The organism is Bacillota bacterium, assembly GCA_024653485.1.
Taxonomy (GTDB): Bacteria; Bacillota; SHA-98; order UBA4971; family UBA4971; genus UBA6256.
Window position 1 is genome coordinate 154,698 of the sequence record JANLFY010000005.1, and the last position, 26,378, is coordinate 181,075.

Below are 26,378 nucleotides of genomic sequence, written 5' to 3' on the forward strand. Positions count from 1 at the left end.
GCCTGGTGACCTTCCGCTCTTGCGATACGTCACCGACTTCCCTGAGATGAACAAGACGGAGAGTCGGCTATTCCTCCCTCGAGTTCTTCAGCAGATCCCCGAACACGTCTCCGAGGGTTGGCCCGGACTCCTCCTCCTTGTCGGCGTATTTCTTGAACGCCTGCCTGTCTCCCTCAGCCTGCGCCTCTCTCAGGCTCAGACCGATGCGATGATCCCGCGGCCTCACGCTTATGACCTTAACGGACACTTCATCCCCGGGTTTCACGACCTCGTCAGGACGTGACACCCGTCTCTCTGCAAGCTGGGATATATGGATGAGTCCCTCGATCCCGGGTTCGAGCTCCACGAAAGCGCCGAAATCTGCCAGCTTCGTGACCTTGCCGGTCACAATGCTTCCGACGGGATAGCGCGAGGTTATGTCCTCCCACGGATCCTGCAGGGTCTGTTTGAGCCCCAGCGAAATCCTCTCGCGTTCCCTGTCCACCGAGAGAACCTTCACCCTTATGTGATCGCCTTCATGCACCACGTCACGGGGATCGGTCGTCCTCGTCCATGCCATGTCGGACACATGCAGCAGCCCTTCGACGCCTTCTCCAATGTCCACGAAGGCCCCGAAGTTCACGACTCGCCTGACGATGCCGTCCACGATCTCGCCTTCTTGAAGCGAATCGAGCACCCTCGCTTTCGCCTCCGCCGCCTCCTGCTCCTGCACTAGACGGGCGGAAAGCACGACGTTCCTCTTTGCCCGGTCGGCCTCGAGCACCTTCATACGCAGGGTCTGACCCACGAGGGGTGAAAGGTCCGCCATGGGACGGCGGCTCGCGTGCGACGCCGGGACAAAGCCCCTCAGACCGACATCCACCACTACACCGCCCTTGACGACGTCAGTGACCTCGCCCTCCAAGATCTCACCGCTGTCGAGCGCTCTCTGCACCGTCTCCCAGGCCCGCTCGGTGTCGGCCTTCCTCTTGGATAGACGCGGCCTGCCTTCCTTGTCCTCAAGCCTCTCAACGAGAACGTCTATCTCCTGCCCCTCCCGAACGACCTCAAGGCAGGACTGAACCGGTCTCCTCGATATCTCCGACCTCGGCACAACCCCTTCGGACTTCAAACCGATATTCACAAGGACCTCGTCGGGGTGTACTGCCACGACCGTGCCCCTGACGATGTCTCCCTCGGATATCTCTGATCCCTCGGGCATCTGCTCGCCGTCCGCATGGGCCGTCTCTCTCGACGTTCCGCGGGGCTCCCCCTCACCCCGGGCCTCACCACCGGACTGCTCCCTCGCCGGTCGGGAAGCATGCGGAGCCGACTCAGTCCCCGACTCTGTCGCCGCCCCCGCCGAACCAGCCGGCCCGTTCGGTTCTTCGGCTGCGCCTGACATAGCACGTGAGCTCTCTGGAGCCGCGGACGCATCATCGGGAGCGTTCTGCGCTCTCTGCTCCCCCCCGAGGGCGGCTTCCCCCTCGCCGCCTCCGGTGCAGCAATCGCGCCCCTGGCAGCAGCCGTCTTCGCCCTCGCAGCCGCCCGTCCTCGGGCCTTTCTCGTCACCTTGTGCGACCATTGGTTCCTCCCGTTCATTCTTCTTGTCTTCGCCCAGTACGCTCATCCTCTCCATGACCTCCTCGATAACCCAATTCGGCGTCGATGCCCCCGCCGCAATCCCCACCGATCTCACGCCGGAGAGATCCAGAGAGTCCACATCGGGCACGGCCTCTATCCAATACACCTTCGCCCCTTCGGCCTCACAGATCTCAGCGAGTCTACGCGTGTTCGCGCTGGCTCGCCCGCCCACCACGATCATGGCATCCACTGACCGTGCAAGCTCGCGCGCAGCCTGTTGCCTCTCCTCTGTCGCGTTGCAGATTGTATTGTAGGCCACGAGTTCCTTCGCCCGCAAAGCTAGGGCGGCAAGCACCTGGCGAAACGCCTCAATCGTTTGGGTGGTCTGACAGACGACACCTACCCTGGGTCTCACAGGGCCGGAGAGGACATCCTCGGCAGATCTCACGACGCGGGCGTCGCCTCCCGCGAACCCGACGAGGCCTGCGACCTCTGAATGTCCATCGTCTCCGACGATAAAAACCTGGTAACCATCACGCTTCAAGTCCGCAACGAGCCGCTGAGTGCGGCCGACATTGGGACACGTCGCGTGGACTACCTCGAGTCCACGTCTCTCCGCCTCTTTCAGCAGATCCGGCGGCAGCCCGTGAGACGGTACTATGAGGATCCCTTCTTTGATCTCATCGAGCCCCGCGACCGGCGCAACGCCCTTCTCCCTCAACTTCTCCACCACGAGCGGGTTGTGGACGAGTGGTCCGATCGTGAACGCCCGTCCCTTCGAGCCCGCTTCTTCTGCTATTCCCACTGCGCGGCGGACCCCGTAACAGAACCCCGTCCGCTTGCTCAGGGCGATGCGAAGCCCGTCATTTCCTTCCATTTAGTATCTCCCGCAGAAGGACCAACATTATCTCGCCGCCTGCGCGCCTCCCGCGATGAGCTCCGCTATGTGCTGCATCATGAGGCTCTTCAGGTCGACGCTCTCTCTCCCTGCCTCCCGTCCCTGTCCTTGACAGCAGCTAGGCGGGAATATCGGCTTGCCCACCCTCACCGATATCCTCCCTGGCCTCGGCAGCACAGCTCCCTTTCGAAGGATCTTATCCGTGCCGACGATACCGACGGGGACGATTGGGGCGCCCACCTTCTCCGCAAGCACCACCGCCCCAGAGTACGGCGCCTGAAGGCGTCCCGTGAGGCTTCGGGTGCCCTCAGGAAACACGCCAAGCACCTGCCCCTTGAGGAGGATCTCGACAGCCCTGTGGAACGCCTCCTTGTCAGCCTGCCCACGCCTTACGGGAAACGCGCCCAAGCTGGACAGGATCCACGCAAAGAACCGGTTCGAGAAAAGCTCGTGCTTAGCCATGAACCTGACTGGTCTCGCTATCGCGCACCCTAGGACTATTGGGTCAAGCATGCTCAGGTGGTTGGCCACCAGTATCACTGGCCCTTCCGAGGGTACGTTGTCGTCACCATCGACCCGCGTCTGAAAAGCGATCTTGAGGACCACCCGCAAGATCGCCCGAACTATCACGTAGAACAAGCTCGCTCCTCCTTGGCACGCGACGAAGCCGGCGAGTGCATGCGTTGACCTGTCGCGCTCTCGACCAGCCGAGCGACTTCGGCGATCGTCTCCTCGGGGGTCTTGCCGGTGGTGTCGATGACCACCGCGTCGGGCGCAGGGCACAGCGGCGCTATTTCACGCTCGCTGTCCAACCGGTCGCGATGCGCAACCCCTTCCGCCACAGCCACGCGACTGCTCCTACATCCGCGTTCTCGAGCCTGGGCGACCCGTCGCCGGACCCTTTCCTCGAGCGTGGCAACGAGGAATACCTTCACGTCGGCGTCGGGCGCCACGACCGTGCCGATATCCCTCCCATCCATGACTACGCCACCCTCGCGCGAAAGCGACCTTTGCCGCTCGAGCAGCGCCAGCCTCACCCCTGGGACAAGCGCCACTTCGGACACACACGCGTCAACTTCTGAAGACATGAGGCTTTCGGTGACGTCCTCGCCGTCGAGGAGCGTGCGCGACTCACCGAGAGCATTCACGCGTATGGCAATGTCGCATGACTTTGCAAGCGTCGTTAGGGCTTCGCTCGATCTTACGTCCACCCCGAGACGCAAAGCCTTGAGCGCGACGGCCCGATAGAAATGGCCGGTGCTGACGTAGCGGAGCCCGAACATGGCGGCGATAGCCCTCGCCACAGTGCTCTTCCCCGCGCCGGCCGGGCCGTCGATGGCGATCACAGGGCGCTTCATTCTAGCTTCTGCCTTATTCGACATGCGTTCCTTTATTCCTCTTCTTCCACACTGAATTGCCACCTAATTCATCGCGCGACCTCGTGTATCCGCAGCGCTACCCCCTCGAGACGATCCGCTCGGCTGATTCGGCCCCTTCCCCGCTCCGTGAGCAGAGCAGCCTGTGCGACGACGACAAGCGTCAAGAGCACCAGGAAAGCTAGCCAGAAGGCCCGCTCGAGGCGGACCAGGAGACTCTCATCCCGTGAGGAAGAGCCGCTACCGGACATCGCGAAACACCGCCTCTCCCATGGCGGCGGACAGCCCTGCCAGGAAACCCGTGGAGAACGCTGCTTGGAGGTTGAAACCGCCTGTGGTGCCGTCTACGTCCATCACTTCCCCAGCGAAATACAGCCCCGACACCAGCTTGGATCCCATGGTGTGCGGGTCTATCTCGTTCACGCTCACTCCTCCCGCTGTGACCATCGCTTCCTCAATCGGCCGCGTTCCTTTGATAGTGAGGACGAGTCCTTTGATGACGCGCCCCAGTGCAAGCCTTTCTTCGCGCGTCACCTGCGAAACCGGCTTCGTCCCGTCTATGTGCGCCTCGCGGACCAGCACGGAGATGAGCCTCGCCGGCATGAACTCGACAAGTGAGTTCGGAACCCGGCGACGAAAGTGACGGTCAAAAGCCTCAAGCAGCTCCCTGTCTATCTCAGCCAGGGTAAGCCCCGGCTTGAGGTCTATCACGAGACGCGCGGGGCCTTCCCCGCGCTCGAGGGCCAGAGCTATGTCCCTTGACAGAGCATGGACCACCGGCCCGGACACCCCGAAATGCGTGAAGAGCATGCCCCCGAATTCCGCGCCCAAAGACTGCTCCGCCACAAACGACTCCACCCTGACGTCTCTCAGCGCGAGACCGGCAAGGCTCGCGACCCACGGCTCCTCTGTCTCAAGAGGAACCAAGGACGCTCTGGGCTCCACTATCGTGTGGCCGAGCTCTCTCGCCATGCGGTAGCCGTCGCCGGTGGACCCAGTCATCGGGTGCGTCACCCCGCCCGTTGCGACCACCACCGCATCGCACGACACGAGCCCGGGGCTCATCGGCACCCTGCCCGCGACGACTCCCAGAACTCGACCGTCATCCGCCAAGATTCGGTCCGCCTCCCAGAGGCATCTCATCTCGACGCCCTTCTTTCGGGCGCACGTCACCAAGGCGGTCAAAACGTCCCTTCCCACCCCAGAGAATGGGAAGACTCTCCCATCCCCTTCCACCACGCTCTCGACGCCCAAGTCTGAGAAGAATCTCCTCAGTCTTGACGAGTCCAGCGCGGAGAAGGCGGAGTAGAGGAACTCGCCGTTGCCCGGCATCCCGGCCACAAGGCCCTGAACATCGGTGTCGTGAGTGAAGTTACACCTGCCCCCACCGGTGAGGAGGAGTTTGCGCCCAACCTCTGGGTTCCGTTCGAGCAACGTAACCCTCGCGCCCTTTCCTGCCGCCGCAATCGCGGCCATGAGCCCGGCAGGCCCGCCTCCTATCACGACCACGCGTCGTCCTCCGCCAGACTTCATGCTCAACTCTCAGCAGACCTCGCACTCTATCTTTGGGGCCCTCGGTCGCCTGGGGCCCTGGTTTCGCACGCCACACTATTCTGCACAAAGCGTCAATATCCTTCCCACTCAGTTCCATCTTCATCCTCTGCCGCCACCGGCGCCTGGCGCTGGTCGCCGCTGCCAGGGCCTTTGGAACGCCCTGCGCGTCCCGCCGCTTTCGCCGCAAGGGTCTGCACCCATCGAACCTCGTCAGGGGTTAGCCGCCTCCACGACCCGACTTTCAGGTCGCCCAAGACGAGCCTCCCGAGGCGGGTCCTTCTCAAGTGCAGCACCGGGTGGCCCACGGCGGCGAGCATGTTCCGAACCTCGCGCTTCCTACCTTCGTGAATCTCGACCTCTATCACGGCTGACGTGGAGTCGCTTCTCAGCAACCTAACTCGCGCGGGCGATGTAACCACGTCTCCAAGCCTCACCCCGCCTCTGAGCGCCTCGAGCGCACGTTCGCCCGGCACGCCCCGCACTTGCGCTATGTAAGTCTTGGGCACCTCGAACGCGGGATGAGTAAGGGCGTACGCCGCGTCTCCGTCATTCGTAAGAAGGATAAGGCCTTCGGTGTCGAAGTCCAGCCGGCCCACGGGGAAGAGTCTGTGACGGTCGCGCGGGACGAGGTCGAGCACGGTTGGGCGACCTTGAGGATCCCGAGCCGTGCTGATGTAGCCGGCAGGTTTATTGAGCAGATAGTACACTCTGGAGTCATCGATGGTGATGGGTCTTCCGTCGACACTGACCTTGGCGCGGGACGGGTCCACCCTCGCCCCCGGCTCGCGAATCACCACGCCGTCCACTTGCACGCGGCCCTGCCTGATGATGTCGGCACTGTGCCTTCTTGAAGCAACTCCCGCCCGCGCGAGCACCCTCTGAAGCCTCTCCATGGCAAGACCCACCGGCCGTGGTTACCTCATCTTCTTCAGCCTATCCAGGCTCTCGACTGAGCCGAGGATCACGAGAACGTCCCCCTCGCGGACCCGGTCATCCGCTCCCGGGGAGACCTTCACGGTGTCGCCGCTGCGAATGGCCACCACGTTTGCTCCGAAGCGAGTTCGAAGGTTCAGCTCTCTCAGGGTCTTGTCCTCGAATTCCTCGGTCGCCACGATCTCCGCCACTCCGTAGTCAGGAGACAGCTCGATGTATTCCAGGATATTGGATGAACCCAGGCTGTTGGCCAGTCTGACTCCCATGTCCCGCTCTGGGTACACCACGCGATCAACGCCCAGTTTCTCGAGCAGTCTCCCGTGAAGCTCGTCTGTGGCCTTGGCGACCACCTGCCCGACTCCGATCTCCTTCAGTATCATGCACGCTAGTATGCTCGACCTGATGTCGTGGCCCACCGTCACGACCGCGACGTCCACGTTGCGGATCCCCAGCGCCCGGAGAGCCTCTTCATCGGTGGCATCTGCCTGTACCGCGTGGGTCACGTCATCGGCGACGTGTTGCACCTTGTCAGGGTCTACATCGATGGCAAGAACCTCGTGACCCATCTTGCTGAGAGCCCTGGCCACGCTCGTGCCGAATTTCCCAAGACCGATCACTGCGAATTGACGCACAGATATCATCTCCGTTCAGGCTGTACAGTAATCGGCGGGCAGGCGAAGCACACGGAGCAGCGGTGCGCCCGCCAACCCTCCAGCGGAAAGGTTCCCTGCCTTCAGGAAGATTCTACTGCACAGCCAAGGAGAATGCAAGTTGAGGAAAAGGAGGAGGGCTCACTGGACCCCGCCCTGAACGTTCGGCCTCTGCGCGGAGACCTCAGAGGCAGGTGGGCTCTGGCGCCTTCTTGCGGACATTTGTCCCAAGAGGGAGGGCACGACGTCGATGAGCCTGTCGATGATGGCTCCCCCGTCAACAGGCAACGCGCGGATCTGTCCCTGCCCTACCACGAGGAAGGCCACTGGCTGCACGGTTATCCCGGCTCCCGCCCCGCCGCCGAACGGAAGGGCCTCCTCTCCATTCTCCGTGGCCCCCTTGGCATGGCCCAAGGCGCCGCCGCCTGCCGCTTGAAACTCGCTACCGCCTGCGGCAAACCCAAAGGTCACTCGCGATACCGGCAGGATGACCGTCCCGTCCGGGGTTTCCACGGGATCCCCCAGGATGGTGTTGACGTCGACCATCTCCTTTATGCTGTCCATGGTCGTCTTCATGAGCGCCTCTATCGGGTGGTCGGGCATGACACACGTCGCCTCCTGCGCCTGTTCTGTATACCCTGTAGGATAATATAACCTGGCGTGAGAGCCACTATGCAGTCCACGGCGACGTCGAGCCCAGCGCGGTCGTAGCGAGGCGTGATCGCTATCTCGGGTTTTCCCGCAGCGAACCTGAGAGGCACGGGACATGCGGCGAGGCAGGCATTGACGAGCGCGTAAGTCAGTCCCACGCCGATGGCGCTCGTCGCGGCCTCCCCGGACCCGAGCTCCACACGGATTCGAAGCATCTTGACGTCCAGGCCCGTAGACCTCAACGCAGAGAAAAGGAAGCGCCCTATGCGCCCTCTCACATCACGCCAGCGGCGCGGCCCTTGTTGGACGCGGGCGCCGCCCGACCCCCCAAGGGCCCGGGAGCGCGCCCACAAACGCGACACCCATTCCGCCAAGACCGACGTCAGGTCTTCGCCTACCCCTGTCACCTCCCCGCCGCTCGTGTCCTCGACGCGTGAAGCACTCCGATAGACACTAAGCCACACGAGGCCCGACAGGACGCCCACCCACACGCGGATGATGTTGCGACCAGCAGTTCTGACGAAACGGACCGACACCTTCAGCGGAAGCATTGCGAGGATGAGTATGAGCGCGGCGATGCCCGGGATAAAGGCTAAGACGATGACAGCCCAGCGCAACTCGGTCGCCTCCGCCCTCGCATCTGCGCGGCAGGTTGAAGTATCGGAAAGGTCACGGGCGCTCCGGCCGTCCTCCCAGACCGCAATCCATTGCGCCCAAACGCTATTATTCCCTGGAAGCCCGTCGGAGAACCCTTTGATCAGGCGACCGCCTGGCTGTGGACCTGAGCCCGAAGCCCGGGAGCGTTGCCACGTCTCCTTCGATCGGTGGGAGGTCGTCAAGGGATGCCAGGCCGAACCAGCGAAGGAACTCCGGAGTGGTTCCGTACAAGACCGGCCGTCCAGGCGCCTTCTTGCGGCCGACCGGTCGCACCAACCCGCGCTCGATCAACGTGTTGAGCACGCCGTCGACTCTCACGCCGCGGATGGCTTCCAGCTCGGCCCTGGTGATGGGCTGCTTATAGGCTATCATGGCCACCGTCTCGAGAGCAGGTTTGGAAAGCGCCTGCCGGGTCCCGACGTTCAGCCTGGCTATGTAGTCGGCGTGCGCGGGCCTGGTCGCCATCTGATAACCGCCCGCCACGAATACGATCTGCATCCCGCGATTCTTCTCGTCATACTCCCTCCTGAGGTCGTCCACGATGGCGTCAGCCGTACGAACGTCGATCCCGAGTATTTCCCCCATCTCACGCGCGGTGACCGGACGAGGCGACGCGAACACCATCGCCTCGATGGCGGCTCTGGCTTCCCTATACTCCATGATCAGAGCCTCCGGTCGCTGGCATTATCAGGATGTCCCCGAAATGAGCATCCTGCCGCACAACCGCCTTGGCAAGCCTTATTAGCTCCAAGAGCGCAAGGAATACCGCTATCACCTCGGAACGGGTTATGGCTGCGCCTTCGAAGAGCTCGCGGAACACGAGCCTGCCGTTGCGATGGAGCCGGGCGAGGATGGCGTCCATCTTGTCCTCTATCGAGAGGTCGTCCTCAGGTAGTGCGGTGAACTCGTCCTCCGAGACTCCTTCGAGCACCCTTCGGAGCGCTTGAACGAGGTCGGAAAGGCTTACTCCCCCGCTAAGGCGCGCGCTGCATGCTTCGGACGGGAGAGAGTCGCGAAGGTACACCAGGCGCCACGCTTCATCGCGCCTAGCAAGCTCCTCGACCGCTTCTTTGAAAACGCGGTACTCCATCAGGTGTGCTATGAGTGCGGTATCTCCGTCCTCCCGGCCCCCCTCTGCTCCACCACTGTCGGTATCCCAGGCAGCCCCCTCGTTTTCGCCGGACTCTGCTTGCGATTCGCCTGCCTGCGGCTCCGGTGGTAGGAGGGCTTTCGCCTTCGCGGCGATCAGGTTGCTCGCCGCCGCAAGCAGCCCGCCCACATCTTCTAGACCAGGCTTTCCCGAGCGCTCGAGTTCCTCAAAGCAGGTTTGGATGACCTCGTAAACCGAAACTGACAGGGCGTCGACGTCCCCTCTCTCCACTGCCCTGGCAAGATCCTCGAGCGTGCCTGAAAAGCCTGGGATGTTCACCTGCATGGTGGTCAAATCCGCATCGCCTTCCTGACTTCCTCCAGGGTCGCCTCGGCGATCGCACGCGCCCGCCTCGCCCCATCAGATAGAATGTCGTCCACCAGACTTGGATCTCTTTCCAACACGCGTCTGCGTTCCCGGATGGGCTCGAGGAACTCGTTCACCGCGTCCGCCAGTCGCCTCTTGCACTCCACGCACCCTATGCCTGCGTTCTCACACTCCCGGGTTATGTGGTCTATCATCGTGCGCGAGAACACCCTGTGGAGCGCGTGCACTGAGCACACACCGGGATGCCCAGGATCTTGCCGCCGTATCCTGGCAGGATCCGTGATCATGTTCTCTATGGCCTTGCGCACCTCGCCAGCGCTGGCCGACATCTCTATGACATTGTTGTAGCTCTTGCTCATTTTCCGTCCGTCGGTGCCCGGAAGTAGGACGACCTCGTTCAGCTTGGCCTGCGGCTCAGGGAACACGGGACCATACAGGAAGTTGAACCGCCTGGCGATCTCCCGAGCAAGCTCCAAATGAGGCAGCTGATCCTCGCCGACCGGCACCGCGTCGGCCTTGTACACGAGGATGTCTGCCGCCATCAAGACTGGGTACCCCAGGAACCCGTGGGTCATTATCTCCCGTCCCTCGAGCTCGCGAAGCTGATCCTTGTACGTGGGGCAACGCTCAAGCCAAGACAGCGGCGTGATCATTGAGAACAGCAAAGATAGCTCGGCGTGCTGTTTGACGTCGGACTGCCGCATGATTACGCTCTTCTCCGGGTCTATCCCGGCAGCGAGGTAATCCATCACGATTTCCCTGGTATTCGACTTGATCTCGCTCGTGTCCTCGTATGCCGTGGTCAATGCGTGCCAGTCCACGACTCCGTACACGCAATCGTACTCATCTTGAAGCCTGACCCAATTCACGAGGGCACCGAAGAGGTTTCCCAAGTGCAACTTCCCGGTGGGTCGCATGCCACTGAATATCCTTGGTTTCGCCATACACGCATCCCCTCCATCATCCCTCGTCCGCCGCCGTGCCGCGCCTGCCGTCAACCGGACTCAAAACAGCCTCTGTCCGAGCACCAGCAGCGCCAGTAGACTCATTATCGGAGCCACGATTATCCTCGTCGCGCCGCTGAATACGAGAAGCAGGAGAATGAATGGACCATAAGACTCTAGTTGATGGTAAACATAGAGATTCCTGCCGCGGAGCACCCCAAGCAACAGCCTCGAGCCATCCAGCGGAGGAACGGGTATCAAGTTAAACGCCGCTAGACCAAGGTTTATGATGATCCCCGAGACGACCAGCCGCCCCAGGGCATAGGGCATTGCGATCCCCATTCTCAAAGGTATCGCCAACAGGAAAGCCAGGGCCACGTTGGCGAGGGGCCCAGCCACGCCAACCAGCATCATCCCGCGTCTCCAGTCCTTGAAATACGCGGGATTGACCGGGACAGGCTTGGCCCACCCGAATCGTTGGGTGAGGATGAGCGTGAGGGTCCCGAATACGTCCAGGTGGGCCAGGGGATTGAGCGTCAGCCTCCCTTGCCACCTCGCGGTCGGGTCGCCCAGAGCGTTCGCCATCGCGGCATGGGCGCATTCGTGAACGGTCAGGGACAAGAGTATTATCGGCAGCGTCACCAGGATGGCAGCGAGATCCAGCGTCCATTCCCCCCGCGCGTATCATGATTGGGCAATACTCCGGCTGGTCGCCGGTTTCCTGCCGGGCAGAACCGGTGGCCTCCGCTTCTCTTGAGGGTCTCTCTTGGGGGCCGCTCACTCGGGGCCGCTCAAGCGGTACCCACACTGCTCAGGTACGGTGAGGCATCGTCTGCTAGCTCCAGCCTGGCCGGGATTCGATCGCGCGCAGCCACGTCCTGGTATGCCTCTCTCGCGACCACTACGTCAGCCACTCCTGCCCTCACGAAGACGACCGCGGGCCTGGGGTATCTGTTGTAGTTGCTCGACATTGAGTAGTTGTACGCCCCCGTGCTCAGCACAGCCAGGATATCGCCCGTCTTGAGGCGCGGAAGGAATATGTCTCGTATGAGCATGTCCCCCGATTCGCAGTGTCTGCCCGCAATTGAGACTCTTTCCTCAGGAGGCGAGAGCGGTCTCGTCACCGAGACTGCCTCGTAACACGCCTTATATAGCGCCACTCTGGGGTTATCGGCAAGTCCGCCGTCCACTGTCACGTACTTGCGAACACCGGGGATCTCTTTCACGGAGCCCACCGTGTAGAGCGTCGTGCCCGCCTCGCCCACGATGTAGCGTCCGGGCTCCACCATCAACCGAGGTGGCTCCAACCCGTGCGCGAGGCACTTCTCCCGAACGACCTTGGAGATCACGGAGGCGTACTTCCCAAGCGGAACCCTCTCATCCCCGGAGGTGTACCTCACCCCGAGCCCACCCCCGAGGTTCACCTCTCGAACTGAGTAGCCCGTGGCCTTCTTCACTTCAGCGGCAAAGTCCATGACGATCGCAGCCGCCATCGCGAAGGGCTTCACGGACAGTATCTGCGAGCCGATGTGACAGTGCAGGCCCTCGAGGATCAGGAACTCGCTCGCGTGCGCCCTTTTCACGGCCGCCATGGCCTGGCCGTTCTCAATTCCCAGACCGAATTTCGAGTCGAGCTGCCCCGTGCGTATGTAGTCGTGAGTGTGAGCATCGATGCCGGGTGTGAGGCGGATCTGAACGTGTACCCTCCTCATGAACCTGCGCGCAACGTCCTCGATGAGGTCCAGCTCCGACAAGTTGTCCACCACGAATCTCAAAACACCTGCGCGGACGCCCATCTCAATCTCGTCAAGGGACTTGTTGTTTCCGTGAAAGAGGACGCGCGCGGGAGGAAACCCCGCCTGGAGCGCCGTGTACAGCTCGCCCCCTGACGCCACGTCCAGCCCCAAACCCTCCTGGTGGACGAGCCTGCACATGGCCAGCGTGGAAAACGCCTTGCTCGCGTATGCCACGAACGTATTCGGATACGCGCGGGCAAGCACCCCCGCCATCTCGCGGCACCTCGCCCGGATCTCGTCTTCATCCATGACGTACAACGGGGTGCCGAAGTCCTTCGCCAGCCGGTCACAAGCGCACCCGCCGATCTCCAGTCTTCCGTCGTCGGTGATCCTCATCGTCCCACGCAAATCCACTCGTTCTCCGCTCCCATTCGCACACAGGTTGAGTCGACGGGCCGTGGTTTTCTCCATAATAGCACGCACGCTGGGACGGGTCAAGAAAACGAGAAGCGGCCTCCGAGCGGGCGCGGCGAGAAGGATCAGAGCCTGAAGCACACCCCCTCCCACGATGCAAGCTTATGCTTGCGGCGCGCTCCTTGTTCCGACTCCTAGAGACAGTCCCATCGCCCGCAGCGGGAGCCCCACCTTGCGATGACTTCGCGGCCCATCTTGATGTTCACTACCTCACAGAGGTTGGGACAGCCCCTACACTCGAAGCTGGAGGCTGAGTAGTCCATGTCGAGAGCCTGGAGGCCGCGGAAACGAGACGGCTCGTTCCGGCACTCCATTTCCTCCATCGCCAACAAAGCGGCCCCGATGGCGCCCATTACGTTGTAGTGTTCTGGCACGGCCACAGCTGTCCCGAGGGCCTTCTCGAAAGCCGCTCTCATCCCTGCGTTCGCGGCGACCCCGCCCTGGAACACGACAGGTGGGCGGATGTCCTTGCCCTTCCCCACGTTGCTGAGGTAATTGCGCACCAGGGCTTCGCAAAGGCCGGCGACGATGTCTTCTATCCTGTGGCCCATCTGCTGCTTGTGAATCATGTCCGACTCCGCGAACACAGCGCACCTTCCCGCTATCCTTACGGGTGTCTTTGACGTGAGAGCGAGCTCCCCGAACCTCTCGATGGGCACCCCGAGCCTCGCAGCCTGCTGGTCCAGGAACGAGCCTGTGCCGGCCGCGCACACCGTGTTCATGGCGAAGTCGAGCACCATGCCGTCGCGCAAGATGATGATCTTGGAATCCTGCCCTCCGATCTCGATGACCGTGCGCACCTCCGGGACGAACCGTGCGGAGGCGACCGCGTGCGCCGTTATCTCGTTCTTGACGCAATCAGCCCCCAGGATCACCGCCGCAAGCCTCCTGCCGCTCCCCGTGGTCCCGACACCCGCGACGTCCACACCCGAGAACGCCGTGGCCAGCATTCTCATTCCTCTCTGAATGACCGCGATGGGCTCTCCCCTGGTACGGAGGTACAGTTTCTCGATCACTTCACCCTCTTCGCTCAGGAGGACAAGGTTCGTGCTGACCGATCCGACGTCGACTCCCAGGTACGCCTTTCGTGCCACGAGCGAACTCACCTCCCCACCATGGCTCACATGGCGTCACGCCGGCTCCGCGATCTCTCGACGAGATCCACGAACGCCTCGAGGCGCGTGAGCACCCCGGCATCCGAGGAATGCTCGTCGAAGATCAGTGTCATCACTGGAATGCCCATGTCTCGAGAGACGGACGGGAGCACGTCCTGCGCAACTATCTCGGGCATGCACGTGAACGGCGCGAGCTGGATTACCCCGTCGAACCTCCGGTGGGCGTACTCGACGGTGTGTCCCACGGTTTCGATTCCGTGTCCCCCCACGAAGTGACAGAGGTACGGCTTCGCGAGGTCATACGGCCTCCTGCCCTTTCGCAGCCGGAGCAAGTCCTTGAAGACATGCTCTCTGACCCAATCGCCTATGTATATGGACCTCTCCACTAGAACCCCCATCTCTCCGAGCCTGCGCTCGACATCGAAGTTGACGAAGGGCTCGAGGACGACGTACACTTCGCCCACTACACCTATCCTCGGAGCGCTGTGAGCACCGCCTCCAGGTGCCTTCACGTCTAGGAGCGCCTCCCGCCCGTCTTCGAGAGCTCCTTTCACGCCAGCGATGCTCGACGCCTCATCGACCAGCCTCAGCGCACGCTCGAGCGCGGCGCTCGCCTCACCACGCCGGCTCTCGAACGGCCGGACGCGCTGCGCCAGCTTCTCGAGTTCGTCCACCGCGGTCATCTTGGCCCAAGCCAGCCTTACGGCTCGCAGGTACCTGCCCACGGAGTTCCGCCCCACGAGCCGCCCGACCTGCTGCAGGACTCGTCGTAACCTTCCTTGGGGAGGGTCGATGATGACCATGTCGAACTCGTACCCAAGACCTTTCAGAATCTCCCTCTGCACCTCCCCGTACAAGCCGAACCTGCAAGGCCCCACGCCCCCCGCCATAGCGATGGTGTCGGCCCCGAGCTCCAGGGCTTCTATGTAGTTCCCGATGTTCACCTTGAGTGGCAGGCACGCGAATTCGGGCGAGTGGCGCGAGCCTATGGAGAGAGTGCGCTTGCTCGGCATGGGAGGCACCACCACCTCCACCCCGAGGTCTTCCAGCAGCGCTTTTACAGTGATGTACAAGTTGCCCATGTGCGCGAAGGTGACCTTCATGGATTCACCGCTTCTTCCTGCGCGTGACCACGTCGAAGAACGCCTCCAGTCTCGTGAGGACTCCGGCTTCTCCCGTGTGCTCATCAACGGTGATGGTCGCAAATGGCACGTCCCTGTGCCGCGCCGCCTCCCGCTCCAGGATCTCACCGATGAGCGACTCCGGACCGCACGCGAACGCCCTCATGTGGAGGCACCCATGGACCGCTCCAGACCCCAGGAAGTAAAACCCCGCGCCGAGGAGCCTTCTGCCGAGCGTCCAGAACACTCTCCTCGGAAATCTCGAGGCCTCACTCTCGATCGTGGACGCCGGAACCATGTCCGACGTCACGACGATCGCCCCCATCTCTCGGAGTCTCCGAATGACACCCATGCTTACGAACGGGTCGTAGACGACGTAGGGGTGCCCGACGAGCCCGATCGCCACGCCATCCTGCCCTTTGCCCGGGTTCCGTGCCGCCCCTAGCGGGGAGGACGCCGCGGCCACGCCCCCACGCGCAGACGCGTCGCGCGAGTTCGTCATGCCCATGAGAGCGAGCGCCTCGTCCGGAGTCATGCCGCTCTCGAGGTACCGCGTGTATGTCGCCAACGCAGCCTTCGCCTTGGTGTGCGCGGCCAAGATCCTGAGCGTGTTCCCGGTGAACACACGGCCCGCGGAGTACACGGCGCGAACGTACCCCCTGGTGCTCTTGCTCAGATTCACGCACGAGTCGATGAGATTGGGGATGCCGGGGCAGTTGCAGCGCACCATATCGGGCAGGCCCATGAACTTCGGGCAAATGAAGGCCCGTCTCTCCACCGACACGAGCCTGGGGACGAACACGTAGTCGCAGTTGCCGGCGAGGGCGAGCACGTGCCCATGGAACACCTTGATGGGCAGGCAAGCTTCGTCCACCGCGACCCTCGCGCCGGCGTCCAGTACCGCTCTGGTGGTCTCACCGGAGGTAACGACGCTAGCCCCCAACGACTCGAAGAAGACCTTCCACATGGGGTAGTAATGGTAGTAGAGAAGGGCACGGGGGATCCCCACTACCTCTCCCACAGCGACATGCCACCTGCCTTCACCAGCCTTCTCTCCTTTGACAAATCACTGCGGTCTCCTTCAGAGGCCGAGAAGGCTTCATACCATCCCCTGGTGCTCGAGGATCTCTCGGATGGCTCTTGTCGTGATGAGGGCACCCTTCTCCACCGCATCCTGGGTATCCATCTTGCCGAGGTCGCCTATGCCTACGATCTTCGGGATCTGAAGGCGGGACAGGATCCCGACCGTGTCTCCTTCCAGCTGCTCGTGGCCGGGAGGTTCGGGCGCACCGGATTTCCCCACCGGCCCTGCGGTCACCTCCCCCTCTTTCGTGACTGATTCGTCCACCGTGACCGACTTGTCGGCCTTTGTGTTGGACGCCACCGCGACTGCGCCCACTATCTCGATCCCCGCGTCGCGCGCGAAGTCCTCGAGCGCCTTTTCACCGGGACCCTTGCCCCTCTTCCCTCGGTCGTCGAACATGACTATCACCGGCTCCACTGGAGCCTGTTTCGCCATGGCTGCAAGCTCTCGGCCGCCTGCATGCGTGGGAGTCCCGGCGGACCTCTCGATGCAGTGCAAGCCGAGGTTGCGGGCAGCTTGTCGCACAGCTGCTTTCGCCCTGCCGTCTCCGTCAGTCACCACGATCACTTTCTTCCTCGCCAATCAGCCATCACATCCTCACGTTTTCGGACTGGCGACGAGCGCAACCAGCGCGCCGAAGAACACCGCCACGGCTATGCCCATCCCTGTGTACTCGAACACTCCGGTGAAGAGCCCGATGAGCCCCGTCCTCTTAGCCTCCATCAAAGCCCCTCTAGCGATGGACGCGCCGAACCCGGAAACCGGAGTGATGGCGCCCGCTCCCGCGAACTTGATCAACGGCTGGTACAGGTCGAGCCCCCCGGCTATCGCCCCCGCAACCGTCAAGATGACCAACATGTGACCGGGGGTGAGGTTCGTAAAATCCAGGATGAGCTGGCCTATCGCGCATATCGCGCCTCCCACGAGAAAAGCGTACAGGTAGGTCACAGCTTCACCTCCGTTCTCGAATCCTACGTGCCGCGGATCGACCCCCCTCTTCACGCCTCGATCACGACGGCATGCGCGACGCAAGGTATGGACTCACCCTGCTGACAACTGAGCGGGCTCATGAGAGCCCCCGTCGCGATGAGGAGCACGTTCTTGTACGTGCCCCTCTGCATTTCCCTCAGGACGTGGCCGAACGTCACCACAGCCGAACACGCGCACCCGCTGCCTCCGGCCCCGACTTTCTGGGTCCTCGTGTCGAACAGCATGAGTCCGCAGTCCACATAGTTGCCCCCCAGCTCGACACCGTTATCCTTAACTAGCTCCTTGAGCATCTCGCTTCCAAATGACCCGAGATCGCCCGTGAGGATGAGATCGTAATCCCTAGGACTGAGACCGGTATCAGCCAGATGTGTCAGGAGCGTGTCAGCGGCAGCCGGCGCCATGGCGCCGCCCATGTTGTTCACGTCCTTCAGTCCGAGGTCCACCACCCTACCGACGGTCGCCCGGGTCACCTTCGGTCCGGTGCCGGCGGATGCAAGCAAGGCCGCTCCCGCGCCCGTCACGGTATACTGCGATGTCGTCTTGCGTTGGACGTTCAGCTCTATGGGGTACCTATACTGACGTTCGGCCGTCTGGTAATGGCTGGAGCATGCGACCAGAACGTAGTCTGCAAACCCGCCGTCCAGCACCATTCCCGCGAGGGCCAGGCTCATCGCACACGTGGAACAGGCGCCGTAAAGGCCGAAGTACGGGATGGAGAGCTGCCTTGCGGAGTATCCTGCGGAGATTATCTGGTTGAGGAGGTCGCCGGCCATGTAGAAGTCCACCATGTTCCTGTCGATCTTCGCTCGTTCGATGGCTGTTTTCGCGGCCTGCTCCAAGATCTTTGTCTCACTCTTCTCGGGAGTCTTCTCGCCGTACGTGTGGTCCGGCAGGACCACGTCGAAATCCGAGGCCAGCGGCCCCTTGCCCTCCACAGGACCAACGACCGTCCCGGTTCCCACGATGACGGGAGGGTTTGCGAAGCCAACGGTGCTTTTCCCGAGCTTCTTCACCGCCACGGCTCAAGGCTTCCCCCCAATTACGACGTGGCCACGAACTTGATGAGCGCAACCGCGACTCCAGCAAGCGTGGCGTAGACAATGACTGGACCGGCTATTATGAACATTTTCGCGCCCATGCCGAGAACCCACCCCTCGCGTTTGAAATCGATGGCCGCGGCGACTATGGTGTTGGCAAACCCGGTAATTGGCACCGCGGCCCCCGCTCCCGCGAACTCACCAAGCTCATCGTAGACGCCGAGCCCTGTAGCAACCACTCCCACCAGGATCATCACCGCGAGCGTGGGAGCGGACGCTGAATCGAGGTCAAGGCCCCGGGACATGAAGAACGTCAAGACCACCTGTCCGATAACGGCTATAGCGCCGCCCACCACGAAAGCCACCAGCAAGTTCCGCAGGTAGCGCGGCCTCGGCTTTCTCCTCTGCACGAGCTCTTTGTACGCAAGCTGCCGCCTCTTCTCCTCCTGCGATGCTTGGGTCATGTGGGGCAGGTTCGCCACCTGCTTCTTTGCTTTCTGGGATGTCAATGCGCATCTCTCCCCAGGGCTGTCCGTCAGGTACCGTCCACCGCGAAGGCAACGTGGACATCCGCCTTGTACCTGACTATCTTGCCGTTGTCCACTGAGGCGGTCATGTTGGTCACCTCAACCCCGGTGATATTCCTGAGGGTCTGAGATGCGGCACGAACGGCCTGGTTCACGGCATCTTCCCAGCTCGTTGAGGACTCGCCCATCAGCTCCACTATCTTGACCACTGTCACGTGAAACAACCTCCTTTCTCTCGGTTAATTATGCTCACGGCTCATGGCTTTAATTCCCCGGTGGCGTGTTGCGTTGGGCCGGAAGGAAGGCCGCGAAAGTCGCCAGCTCAAGCGATCGAGAACGCCCCGCCGTGTGTCAGAGACCACAGTACGGGGCGCTGCTTCGCCTTCCACGACTATTGCCGCGCGGTCGGTTTCGGCCAACGTCTAGACCAGCTCCTGCCTGAGGCGGCGCAAAGCCTTCTGCTCGATCTTCGAGACTTGGGGCTGGGATATGCCGAGCGCCCGAGCGACCTCCACTTGCGTCAACTCGCGGAAGAAGCGCAGCTGCAGAACGGCTCGCTCCGAAGCGCTAAGCCGTGTCATGGCTTGTTGGAGCGCGATGGACTCGACGCTCTTGTCGGCGAAAGACTCGCCCACCGCGAGCTGCTCCTCAAAGGGCGCGGGACACTCGCCGGAAGACGGCTCCGAGAGGGACGCGACGGGTTGGAATGCCTCTTGGGTCTCAACCACCTCCTCGCGCGCGAGACCCGTTGCGGAAGCCACTTCCTCAACTGTGGGTTCTCTGCCGCAAGTGGCCCGTAGCTGCTCTCTCGCCATCTCGACTTTGACCGCACGCTCCCGCAGAGTCCTCCCGATTTTCATCCCCCCCGCGCTCCTAAGGTGCCGCCTTATTTCCCCTAGGATCACGGGAACGGCGTACGTGGAGAACCGAGTGCCCACAGAAGCGTCGAACCTGTCAGCGGCCCGCAAGAGGCCCACGCACCCCACCTGGAACAGGTCTTCGGAATCGTCAGTTCTCTGCAAGAAGCGGTTCACTATGCTCATCACGAGGCGCAAGTTCCTCGAGACCAGCTCCTCGCGGGCTTTATCGTCTCCAGCGCGGATTCGCGCGGCGAGCTCGCGAACCTCCTCGTCGGAGAGAACGGGTGTCTGGGGAAACCGAACGCGCTCAAGACCGTCGTTCATTCTCCTCGCTCCCTGCCATGCGTGGAGCCTTTGTCATGGTGACCCGCACCCCGGCCCCAGGCCTGGACGAGACGTCGAGGCTGTCTGCGAGAGCTTCCATTATGGTGAAACCCATCCCCATGCGATCCGGAGACGTGGTGAACGCTGGACGGAGGGCTTGCTCTATATCTGCTATCCCACGGCCCGTATCTTCCACCGTTATGGTGAGGACGTTGCCCTCGATGACCGCCCGAACCCTCACGAGTCCGCCGGGAGTGTCGTACCCGTGGAGCACTACGTTGGACACAGCTTCGGAGACTATGAGCTTGATGTCGTCTATCTCTTCCATGGTGAAAGATGCGATCTGCGACGCGAAACAGGCAACCGCCACCCTGGCGAATTCCACGTTCTGAGCGGTTGCCGGAAACTCAAGGGTTACATGGTTAGTCACGCTCATCCCCCTACCCCCCCGACGCTCGCATCCAGGCCTCGTCCTCTGTTTCACACACAGGGATGATGTTCACGAGGCCTGAGAGCTCAAAGACCTTGCGAACCTGCGGGGACGGCGACACCGCCACCACGCGTCCTCCGTGCGCGCGCAGCCTCTTGTACCTCCCGAGGATGGCTCCCAAGCCCGAACTGTCGATGAACGTGACGTCGCGCAGCATCAAGAGCATGTTGGTGACTTCAGGCCTCGCGCCGAGCTCCTCCTCTACCTTCGCGCGGAAGTCGGGAGCGGTGCCTAGATCCAGCTCTCCCGAAAGGCGCACAACGAGAACGTCTCCAATAGCCCTGGTTTCGATTCTCATGCGAAGCCCTCCTACCGTGTCATGCCGGTCGGGCGCTCCCGACGGTTTGTATTCTACGGCCCTCCTATGAGTCCTCCCGGGGACGACGAAAATGCCCCGTCGCCGGGGCATTTCGGGGCATCCTACCTCACTGTCTCACGCGCCTGCGTTGTCGAGATGCTACTCCGACCGAGGGCCGTCACGCTTTCCCATTCAGTCCTGTCCGACCCGGAAGAGGGTCCGCAAGAGGTTTCGGGTGGCACGCAGCACGACCCTCAACACGTTCCCCCTTTTCACCTCCTCTGCCGCCACAAGGTCAACTCGCGCAACCTCCGTTCCATCTTCCAGTAGGGCGATGAGATCCCCGATCTTCTGCCCTTTCTGCACCGGGGCGGTGATCCTTTCGGGAAGGACCATCTCGCTCCTCACCTTGCCCTCCTCGCCCCGGCGCACTACGGCCACGAGATGGTCCCTGGCGACGACGTCCACCTTCTCAATGACGCCGCGGGCCACGTCCAGTTGCGCCATGACCTGCCCTTTGGACGCTATCTCCACGCCGGAGTAGTACCTGAAACCGAAGTCGAGGAGGGAGGAAGCCTCCTTGAACCGTAGCTGCGAGTCGGCCACGTTCAACACGACTGCTATCAGCCTAAGGCCTCCTCTCTTGGCCGTGGCGGCGAGGCAGTACCCCGCCGCCTCTGTGAATCCGGTCTTGAGTCCGTCCGCTCCCTCGTATGACTTGACGAGCCTGTTTGTGTTGACGAGGATGTTCTTACCGCCCCGCACATAGTCGATCCATATGGTGAACCACTCGTGGACCTTGGGATAACGAAGAAGCGCTCGAGACATGATGGCGATGTCCCTAGCAGTCGTGTAGTGGTCCTGGTGAGGGAGGCCATGGCAGTTCGCAAAGTGGGTTCCTGTCATCCCGAGCTCCCGCGCTCGCTCGTTCATCATGTCTACGAAGGCCTCTTCGCTCCCGGCGATGTGCTCTGCCACGGCGACGCTGGCATCATTGGCCGAGACGACTGCGATGGCTTTCATGAGGTCTGAGAGAGGCATCTCCTCCCCCACCTCGAGCCAAATCTGCGACCCTCCCATCTCCATGGCGCGCTCACTCGTGGGCACCATGTCATCAAGGCTTGCCTTTCCCTGCTCGATCGCCTCCATGGCCAGCAGCATGGTCATGATCTTCGTGATGCTGGCTGGAGCCATACGCTTGTCGGGATCCTTCTCGAACAGCACCCGGCCAGAGGAGGCTTCCATGAGAATCGCGGAACCCGCGGTGATCGGCACGCTTGGGGCAGGACCGGGCTGCTTCTCTTGCGCTGACGCGCCGGCTGGGGCGCCGGCGTTCCACATGGACACCGCGGTGATCAGGAAGACTGCGAGAGCGACGCCCGCCGCTACCCTCCGAGCATTCATCCTCCATCCCCTCCCGTACCCTGAGGAACCGTCGCAGACGGAACCGTCCGAGACCTTCAGTCAGGTACATATTCGGGCGGACGCAGGCATATACCCGAATCCGCCCGGAGGGGACGCGCCAGGATCGATTAGTTGGGGCGATGTCAGTAGTCTATGACGCTCCTGATGAGACGGGGCGGCAGCACGGGCGCCTCGGAGAGGGAGTACGCGGAAGCCACGAGCCGAGAGGCCTCGTCGACGGCCGCGCGATCGTTGGTGTGAAGGACAGCGAGAGGCTCGTCCGCCGACACCCAGTCTCCGAGCTTCTTCCGAACAACGAGCCCCGCGGCCGGGTCCACCGGTTCGTCTTTCACACGGCGCCCCGCTCCCAGCAGCATGGCCGCGACGCCCACCGCCTCAGTGTCGATGGCCGCCACGTAACCCGCGCCTGGGCTGGGTACATCCGCTACGTGGTCCGCGCTCGGAAGCACGTCCAAGCGTTCCACAACGCTCGCGTCTCCGCCCTGCGCCCTCACGAACTCGGAGAACTTGGCGAGGGCCGCGCCGCTCCTCAATAGACCGGCCAAGGCCTCCCGAGCCCGACCGGTGTCGGAGGCGGCCTCCCCCAGCACGAGCATCACCGAACCCAGAGTCAAACAGAGCTCCACGAGGTCGGGCGGGCCTTCGCCTCGGAGCGTCTCAATGGCCTCCCTTACCTCGAGCGCGTTCCCGACGGCGCGGCCCAGCGGCTGGTTCATGTCGCTCACAACCGCGGCCGCCTTGCGCCCTGCGCCCTTCATGATGTCCACCATGAGGCGCGCGAGAGCGTGCGCGTCGCTCTCGGACTTCATGAACGCCCCGCTGCCCGTCTTTACGTCGAACACGATGGCGTCCGAACCGCACGCCAGCTTCTTACTGCACACGCTGCTAGCGATGAGAGGAATGCTGTCGACGGTGGCCGTAACGTCACGCAGCGCGTACAGCTTTTTGTCAGCGGGCGCTATCTCCGCCGTCTGCCCCACCACGGCCAGCCCGACCGAATTCACGTTCCTCACGAACGCTTCCCTGGGCAGGTCTACGCGGAACCCCGGAATCGACTCGAGCTTGTCAAGAGTTCCCCCGGTGTGACCCAGCCCTCGACCGGACATCTTCGCGACGGGCACACCAGATGCGGCCACGAGCGGTGCCAGCACGAGTGTGGTCTTGTCCCCCACTCCGCCCGTGCTGTGCTTGTCCACCTTGATGCCGCGAATCTGGGAGAGGTCCACCTCGTCCCCAGACTTTGCCATGGCGATTGTGAGATCCCGTGTCTCTCTCGCGCTCATCCCCTGGAAGAACACGGCCATGCACCATGCTGCCATTTGGTAGTCGGGGATCTTGTCCCGTGTGAATCCATCCACAAGAAAGGCGATCTCGTCTGGAGACAGCTCCTCTCCACGCCTCTTCTTGAGGATGACGTCGTAGGCCCTCATGTCACGCCTTCCCCCCTGTCTTGGCGCTGGCGACCGGAGAATGGTCGGCCGCGCCTGAATTTGAAGGCGAAGTCGGTTCCATGGCAGGGGCACCTCCCGAGACGCGAGCACGCTTCGCTCTCGGATGGGCGGCGTCATATATCTCCTTCAGCTTGCCCCTGGCAAGATGGGTGTAAATCTGGGTAGTCGCGATATCAGCGTGGCCCAACATCTCCTGAACGGAGCGCAGGTCGGCGCCGTTCTCGAGGAGGTGAGTCGCGAAGCAGTGACGCAGCGTGTGAGGGGTCACGTGCTTCTGGAGCCCTGCCTTGGCTGCGTACGCCCTTATTATCTTCCAAAACCCCTGCCTGGTCATCCTCTTGCCTCGGGCGTTCACAAATAGGGCGTTCTCAGTACGGCTTCTCACCAACCTCGGCCTGGCCGTTCGAAGGTATACCTCCGTCCACCGCGAAGCCACGCTGCCGACAGGGACTATCCTCTCCTTGGATCCCTTTCCGACGCACCTGACGTAGCCCATCCCCACGTTCAGATCGCCGACGTTGAGCGACACGAGTTCGGAAACACGCATGCCGGTGGCGTAAAGCACCTCCAACATAGCCCGGTCCCTCACGCCCGAGGGGGTTCCGATAGCAGGCATTTCCAAGAGCCTCGCTACTTCTTCCGACCCGAGCACCCCGGGCAAGCGCCGTTCCAATCTCGGAGACCCCAGGTTCACCGTGGGATCGTGCTGGACCTTGCCTTCGCGGTCCAGGAACTTGTAGAGGCCCCTTATTGCAGCCAGCTGTCTGCATATGCTCGACGTGGCCCTTCCTTGCCTCCTGAGGTGGGCAAGGTACGCCATTATGGTATCCTGAGTGACGCCGTCGAGTCCGCCTCCGCCAAGCTCCTCCACATACTCCGCGAACTGGTTGAGGTCTCTCGCGTACGATTCCAGGCTGTTCTGCGCGAGCCCCCGCTCTACGCTCAGGTACGCCAGGAACTCGTCCAGTAGCAACCCGTCCAACAGGGCCACGCCGCTCCTCCTCCACCGCCGGACGAATCCAGACGTGCCATGTCGTCCCGCTGTTTCCAGTATATCATGGGGGGAGAGCGCCCGCAATTTCCCTCGCCTCCGGTATAGTGTTCCCACTGCATCTGTCCGACCAAGCCTTCTGAAGTCTAGAGCAGGTACCTTGAGACGAGCCTGATGAACGTGGGCGCAACGTAAGTCTCGACAGCGCTCCCTGCGACGAGGAGCACTACCGCCCCGAGGCACACGACCGCCGTAAAGAACAGCTGAGGGTAGATCGGGACGCGTTTGTGACTCAGCCTGTCCAGGGCAAGGGTAACCGCGAACGCGAGCGACGCCTCGCATCCGGCCAGTATCGCAGGGATGATGAAGATGTTCTGCGGGAGCACCGACGCTGCGGCAAGAACCACCCCTTTCGCCGCCATCTCGTCGACGAGGAATCCCACGGTGAAGCCTATGACGAAGCCCCTCAGGAAGAGGAGAACCAACACGCCCGGGGCTCCTATCACCGAGAGCCCCAGGAGGAACGCGAGGAGGATCGTCTTGACGTTGTTGTAAAGCGCTTGCCTCGGAGCTGCGCCTGCGCCCGCCTCGTTTTGGCCGGACCCACCGAAACCCCTGAAGAACACCATGAGGTCCTCGGCGAGCTCGGCCTTCTGGCTTCCGGGAAGCGCCCTGACCGAGAGTGAGCCGAATATGACGCCCATCAAGAACATGAAGGTCACTAGGACTAGGACGGGCAGATGCCTCCTCAGGGATACACCGGCAAAGACCGGGGACCGTGAATCGTCCAGCATCGCGCGATCCTCCTTCGGACCACCTCCTTAGATGTGTATGTCCACGCTCGCCGCGATATTCACGGTTCCAGCACCGCTCTTGCGCCTATCCGACGCTGCGGGGGCTCGTGCTCAATCGTCGTCCGACATACCCCCGAGGGACTTGCCACAGCGTCCGCCCCCACCGGCGATAAGAGGCGGAGTACCGTCAAAGGTGAGATTCCTGGCAGCGGACACCCTGACAGGACGCTCGCGGCCGTCCCGTCCGATGTGCACGTGAAGGTCGACGAAAGACCGCTCCAGCTCCACCTATATTAGCCCCTTGGACATCGCGGCGAGCAGCCCGAGGACGGTCTTGCCGTCGCGGATCTCTCCCCTTGCCAGCATCGCCTCCACCTCTTCGCGGCGCACACGCCTCGTCTCTATGAGCTCGTCCTCCTCCGGTCTGTCCTGCCCGGCCACGAGCTCCTTCGCGAAGAAAAGGTGCAGCACTTCGTCGCAAAACCCAGGAGACGTATAGAAGGGCAAGATCTCTTCGAGTCTCTTTGCTCGGTAGCCGGTTTCTTCCTCAAGCTCGCGAGCGGCACACTCGCTCGGGCTCTCGCCCGGGTCCAGCTTCCCGGCGGGGATCTCCCAGAGGGTCGAGCGAATTGGGTACCGGTACTGGCGCACGAGGATCACCGAACCGTCCCGGTCGACGGCCACAATCGCCACGCCGCCGGGGTGTTCCACAACCTCACGCGTCGACCGCCTTCCCGACGGCAGCTCGACTTCGTCCACGCGCAGGGTGAGGATGGCCCCCCGGTACACCGACCTCGAACCGACCTGTCTCTCCGCAAACTGCGCCTCTTCCAACGCGAGTCCCTCCAATTCGTGGGCACGTAGCATGAAACGGCCCGATAGTGCGTATCCTCTTATCAGATCCGAGGGGTATGTCCCCTAGGTTCGCCGTGGCAGCCGAGCCTCCCAGCCGCCGCGT

29 protein-coding genes are annotated in these 26,378 nt (G+C 62.4%); all 29 read right to left on the reverse strand.

What is annotated here, in order from left to right:
* Positions 1–67 precede the first annotated feature (67 nt).
* The 29 genes from NUW12_05590 to NUW12_05730 all read right to left on the reverse strand — a co-directional run bounded on the left by NUW12_05590 (position 68) and on the right by NUW12_05730 (position 26,254).
* Positions 68–2,440, reverse strand: a complete 2,373-nt coding sequence (locus tag NUW12_05590; GenBank protein MCR4402244.1) for a bifunctional 4-hydroxy-3-methylbut-2-enyl diphosphate reductase/30S ribosomal protein S1 — start codon at positions 2,438–2,440, stop codon at positions 68–70.
* Positions 2,441–2,467: 27 nt separating this feature from the next.
* Entirely contained in the window at positions 2,468–3,091 is a 624-nt protein-coding gene (locus tag NUW12_05595) for a 1-acyl-sn-glycerol-3-phosphate acyltransferase (GenBank protein MCR4402245.1), read from the reverse strand.
* A complete protein-coding gene (cmk, locus tag NUW12_05600) occupies positions 3,088–3,843 on the reverse strand; it encodes a (d)CMP kinase (GenBank protein ID MCR4402246.1) in 756 nt (251 codons plus the stop codon). Before cmk ends, NUW12_05595 begins: the two co-directional genes overlap by 4 nt.
* Before the next feature lie 234 nt (positions 3,844–4,077).
* Positions 4,078–5,346, reverse strand: a complete 1,269-nt coding sequence (locus NUW12_05605) for an NAD(P)/FAD-dependent oxidoreductase (GenBank protein MCR4402247.1) — start codon at positions 5,344–5,346, stop codon at positions 4,078–4,080.
* Between the two features lie 116 nt (positions 5,347–5,462).
* Positions 5,463–6,284 carry an rRNA pseudouridine synthase gene (locus tag NUW12_05610; protein MCR4402248.1) on the reverse strand — a complete coding sequence of 274 codons (822 nt, stop codon included), beginning with the start codon at positions 6,282–6,284 and terminating at the stop codon, positions 5,463–5,465.
* Positions 6,285–6,305: 21 nt separating this feature from the next.
* A complete protein-coding gene (locus NUW12_05615) occupies positions 6,306–6,956 on the reverse strand; it encodes a TrkA family potassium uptake protein (GenBank protein MCR4402249.1) in 651 nt (216 codons plus the stop codon).
* 159 nt (positions 6,957–7,115) lie between these two features.
* Positions 7,116–7,577 carry a GerW family sporulation protein gene (gene ytfJ, locus NUW12_05620; GenBank protein MCR4402250.1) on the reverse strand — a complete coding sequence of 154 codons (462 nt, stop codon included), beginning with the start codon at positions 7,575–7,577 and terminating at the stop codon, positions 7,116–7,118.
* Entirely contained in the window at positions 7,559–8,242 is a 684-nt protein-coding gene (locus NUW12_05625; GenBank protein MCR4402251.1) for a hypothetical protein, read from the reverse strand. Before NUW12_05625 ends, ytfJ begins: the two co-directional genes overlap by 19 nt.
* Before the next feature lie 106 nt (positions 8,243–8,348).
* Positions 8,349–8,942, reverse strand: a complete 594-nt coding sequence (gene scpB / locus NUW12_05630) for an SMC-Scp complex subunit ScpB (protein ID MCR4402252.1) — start codon at positions 8,940–8,942, stop codon at positions 8,349–8,351.
* Positions 8,932–9,717 (reverse strand): segregation/condensation protein A, encoded by a 786-nt coding sequence (locus NUW12_05635; protein MCR4402253.1) that lies wholly within the window; start codon positions 9,715–9,717, stop codon positions 8,932–8,934. Before NUW12_05635 ends, scpB begins: the two co-directional genes overlap by 11 nt.
* Positions 9,718–9,722: 5 nt before the next feature.
* Positions 9,723–10,703 carry a tryptophan--tRNA ligase gene (gene trpS / locus NUW12_05640; protein ID MCR4402254.1) on the reverse strand — a complete coding sequence of 327 codons (981 nt, stop codon included), beginning with the start codon at positions 10,701–10,703 and terminating at the stop codon, positions 9,723–9,725.
* Positions 10,704–10,763: 60 nt separating this feature from the next.
* The gene (locus NUW12_05645; GenBank protein MCR4402255.1) at positions 10,764–11,345 is read right to left on the reverse strand and encodes a site-2 protease family protein; all 582 of its coding nucleotides are present in this window, start codon (positions 11,343–11,345) and stop codon (positions 10,764–10,766) included.
* A 149-nt stretch (positions 11,346–11,494) separates the two neighbouring features.
* Positions 11,495–12,853 (reverse strand): diaminopimelate decarboxylase, encoded by a 1,359-nt coding sequence (lysA, locus tag NUW12_05650; protein MCR4402256.1) that lies wholly within the window; start codon positions 12,851–12,853, stop codon positions 11,495–11,497.
* 194 nt (positions 12,854–13,047) lie between these two features.
* On the reverse strand, positions 13,048–14,007 hold the full coding sequence (locus NUW12_05655; GenBank protein ID MCR4402257.1) for an acyl-CoA dehydratase activase: 960 nt from the start codon (positions 14,005–14,007) through the stop codon (positions 13,048–13,050).
* A 26-nt stretch (positions 14,008–14,033) separates the two neighbouring features.
* Entirely contained in the window at positions 14,034–15,131 is a 1,098-nt protein-coding gene (locus tag NUW12_05660; protein MCR4402258.1) for a CoA protein activase, read from the reverse strand.
* 4 nt (positions 15,132–15,135) lie between these two features.
* Entirely contained in the window at positions 15,136–16,170 is a 1,035-nt protein-coding gene (locus NUW12_05665) for an acyl-CoA dehydratase activase-related protein (GenBank protein MCR4402259.1), read from the reverse strand.
* Between the two features lie 78 nt (positions 16,171–16,248).
* Positions 16,249–16,815 carry a stage V sporulation protein AE gene (locus tag NUW12_05670; GenBank protein MCR4402260.1) on the reverse strand — a complete coding sequence of 189 codons (567 nt, stop codon included), beginning with the start codon at positions 16,813–16,815 and terminating at the stop codon, positions 16,249–16,251.
* A 15-nt stretch (positions 16,816–16,830) separates the two neighbouring features.
* Complete coding sequence (spoVAE, locus tag NUW12_05675; GenBank protein ID MCR4402261.1) at positions 16,831–17,181, reverse strand: stage V sporulation protein AE; 351 nt, start codon at positions 17,179–17,181, stop codon at positions 16,831–16,833.
* A 50-nt stretch (positions 17,182–17,231) separates the two neighbouring features.
* Positions 17,232–18,242, reverse strand: coding sequence for a stage V sporulation protein AD (gene spoVAD / locus NUW12_05680; GenBank protein ID MCR4402262.1), 1,011 nt, complete (start codon positions 18,240–18,242; stop codon positions 17,232–17,234).
* Between the two features lie 20 nt (positions 18,243–18,262).
* Complete coding sequence (gene spoVAC / locus NUW12_05685; protein MCR4402263.1) at positions 18,263–18,724, reverse strand: stage V sporulation protein AC; 462 nt, start codon at positions 18,722–18,724, stop codon at positions 18,263–18,265.
* A gap of 71 nt (positions 18,725–18,795) precedes the next feature.
* Positions 18,796–19,002, reverse strand: a complete 207-nt coding sequence (locus NUW12_05690) for a dodecin family protein (GenBank protein MCR4402264.1) — start codon at positions 19,000–19,002, stop codon at positions 18,796–18,798.
* A gap of 207 nt (positions 19,003–19,209) precedes the next feature.
* Complete coding sequence (locus NUW12_05695; protein ID MCR4402265.1) at positions 19,210–19,971, reverse strand: sigma-70 family RNA polymerase sigma factor; 762 nt, start codon at positions 19,969–19,971, stop codon at positions 19,210–19,212.
* Positions 19,955–20,407, reverse strand: coding sequence for an anti-sigma F factor (gene spoIIAB, locus NUW12_05700; GenBank protein ID MCR4402266.1), 453 nt, complete (start codon positions 20,405–20,407; stop codon positions 19,955–19,957). Before spoIIAB ends, NUW12_05695 begins: the two co-directional genes overlap by 17 nt.
* A 4-nt stretch (positions 20,408–20,411) precedes the next feature.
* On the reverse strand, positions 20,412–20,759 hold the full coding sequence (spoIIAA, locus tag NUW12_05705) for an anti-sigma F factor antagonist (protein MCR4402267.1): 348 nt from the start codon (positions 20,757–20,759) through the stop codon (positions 20,412–20,414).
* A gap of 192 nt (positions 20,760–20,951) precedes the next feature.
* Positions 20,952–22,163: a D-alanyl-D-alanine carboxypeptidase gene (locus tag NUW12_05710; GenBank protein MCR4402268.1), complete on the reverse strand. Its 1,212-nt coding sequence runs from the start codon at positions 22,161–22,163 to the stop codon at positions 20,952–20,954.
* Positions 22,164–22,306: 143 nt separating this feature from the next.
* Entirely contained in the window at positions 22,307–23,614 is a 1,308-nt protein-coding gene (locus NUW12_05715; protein ID MCR4402269.1) for a pyrimidine-nucleoside phosphorylase, read from the reverse strand.
* Position 23,615: 1 nt separating this feature from the next.
* Complete coding sequence (gene xerD, locus NUW12_05720) at positions 23,616–24,617, reverse strand: site-specific tyrosine recombinase XerD (GenBank protein ID MCR4402270.1); 1,002 nt, start codon at positions 24,615–24,617, stop codon at positions 23,616–23,618.
* A gap of 155 nt (positions 24,618–24,772) precedes the next feature.
* Positions 24,773–25,420 (reverse strand): stage II sporulation protein M, encoded by a 648-nt coding sequence (gene spoIIM, locus NUW12_05725; protein MCR4402271.1) that lies wholly within the window; start codon positions 25,418–25,420, stop codon positions 24,773–24,775.
* A gap of 288 nt (positions 25,421–25,708) precedes the next feature.
* The gene (locus NUW12_05730) at positions 25,709–26,254 is read right to left on the reverse strand and encodes an NUDIX hydrolase (GenBank protein MCR4402272.1); all 546 of its coding nucleotides are present in this window, start codon (positions 26,252–26,254) and stop codon (positions 25,709–25,711) included.
* Between the last annotated feature and the right edge of the window lie 124 nt (positions 26,255–26,378).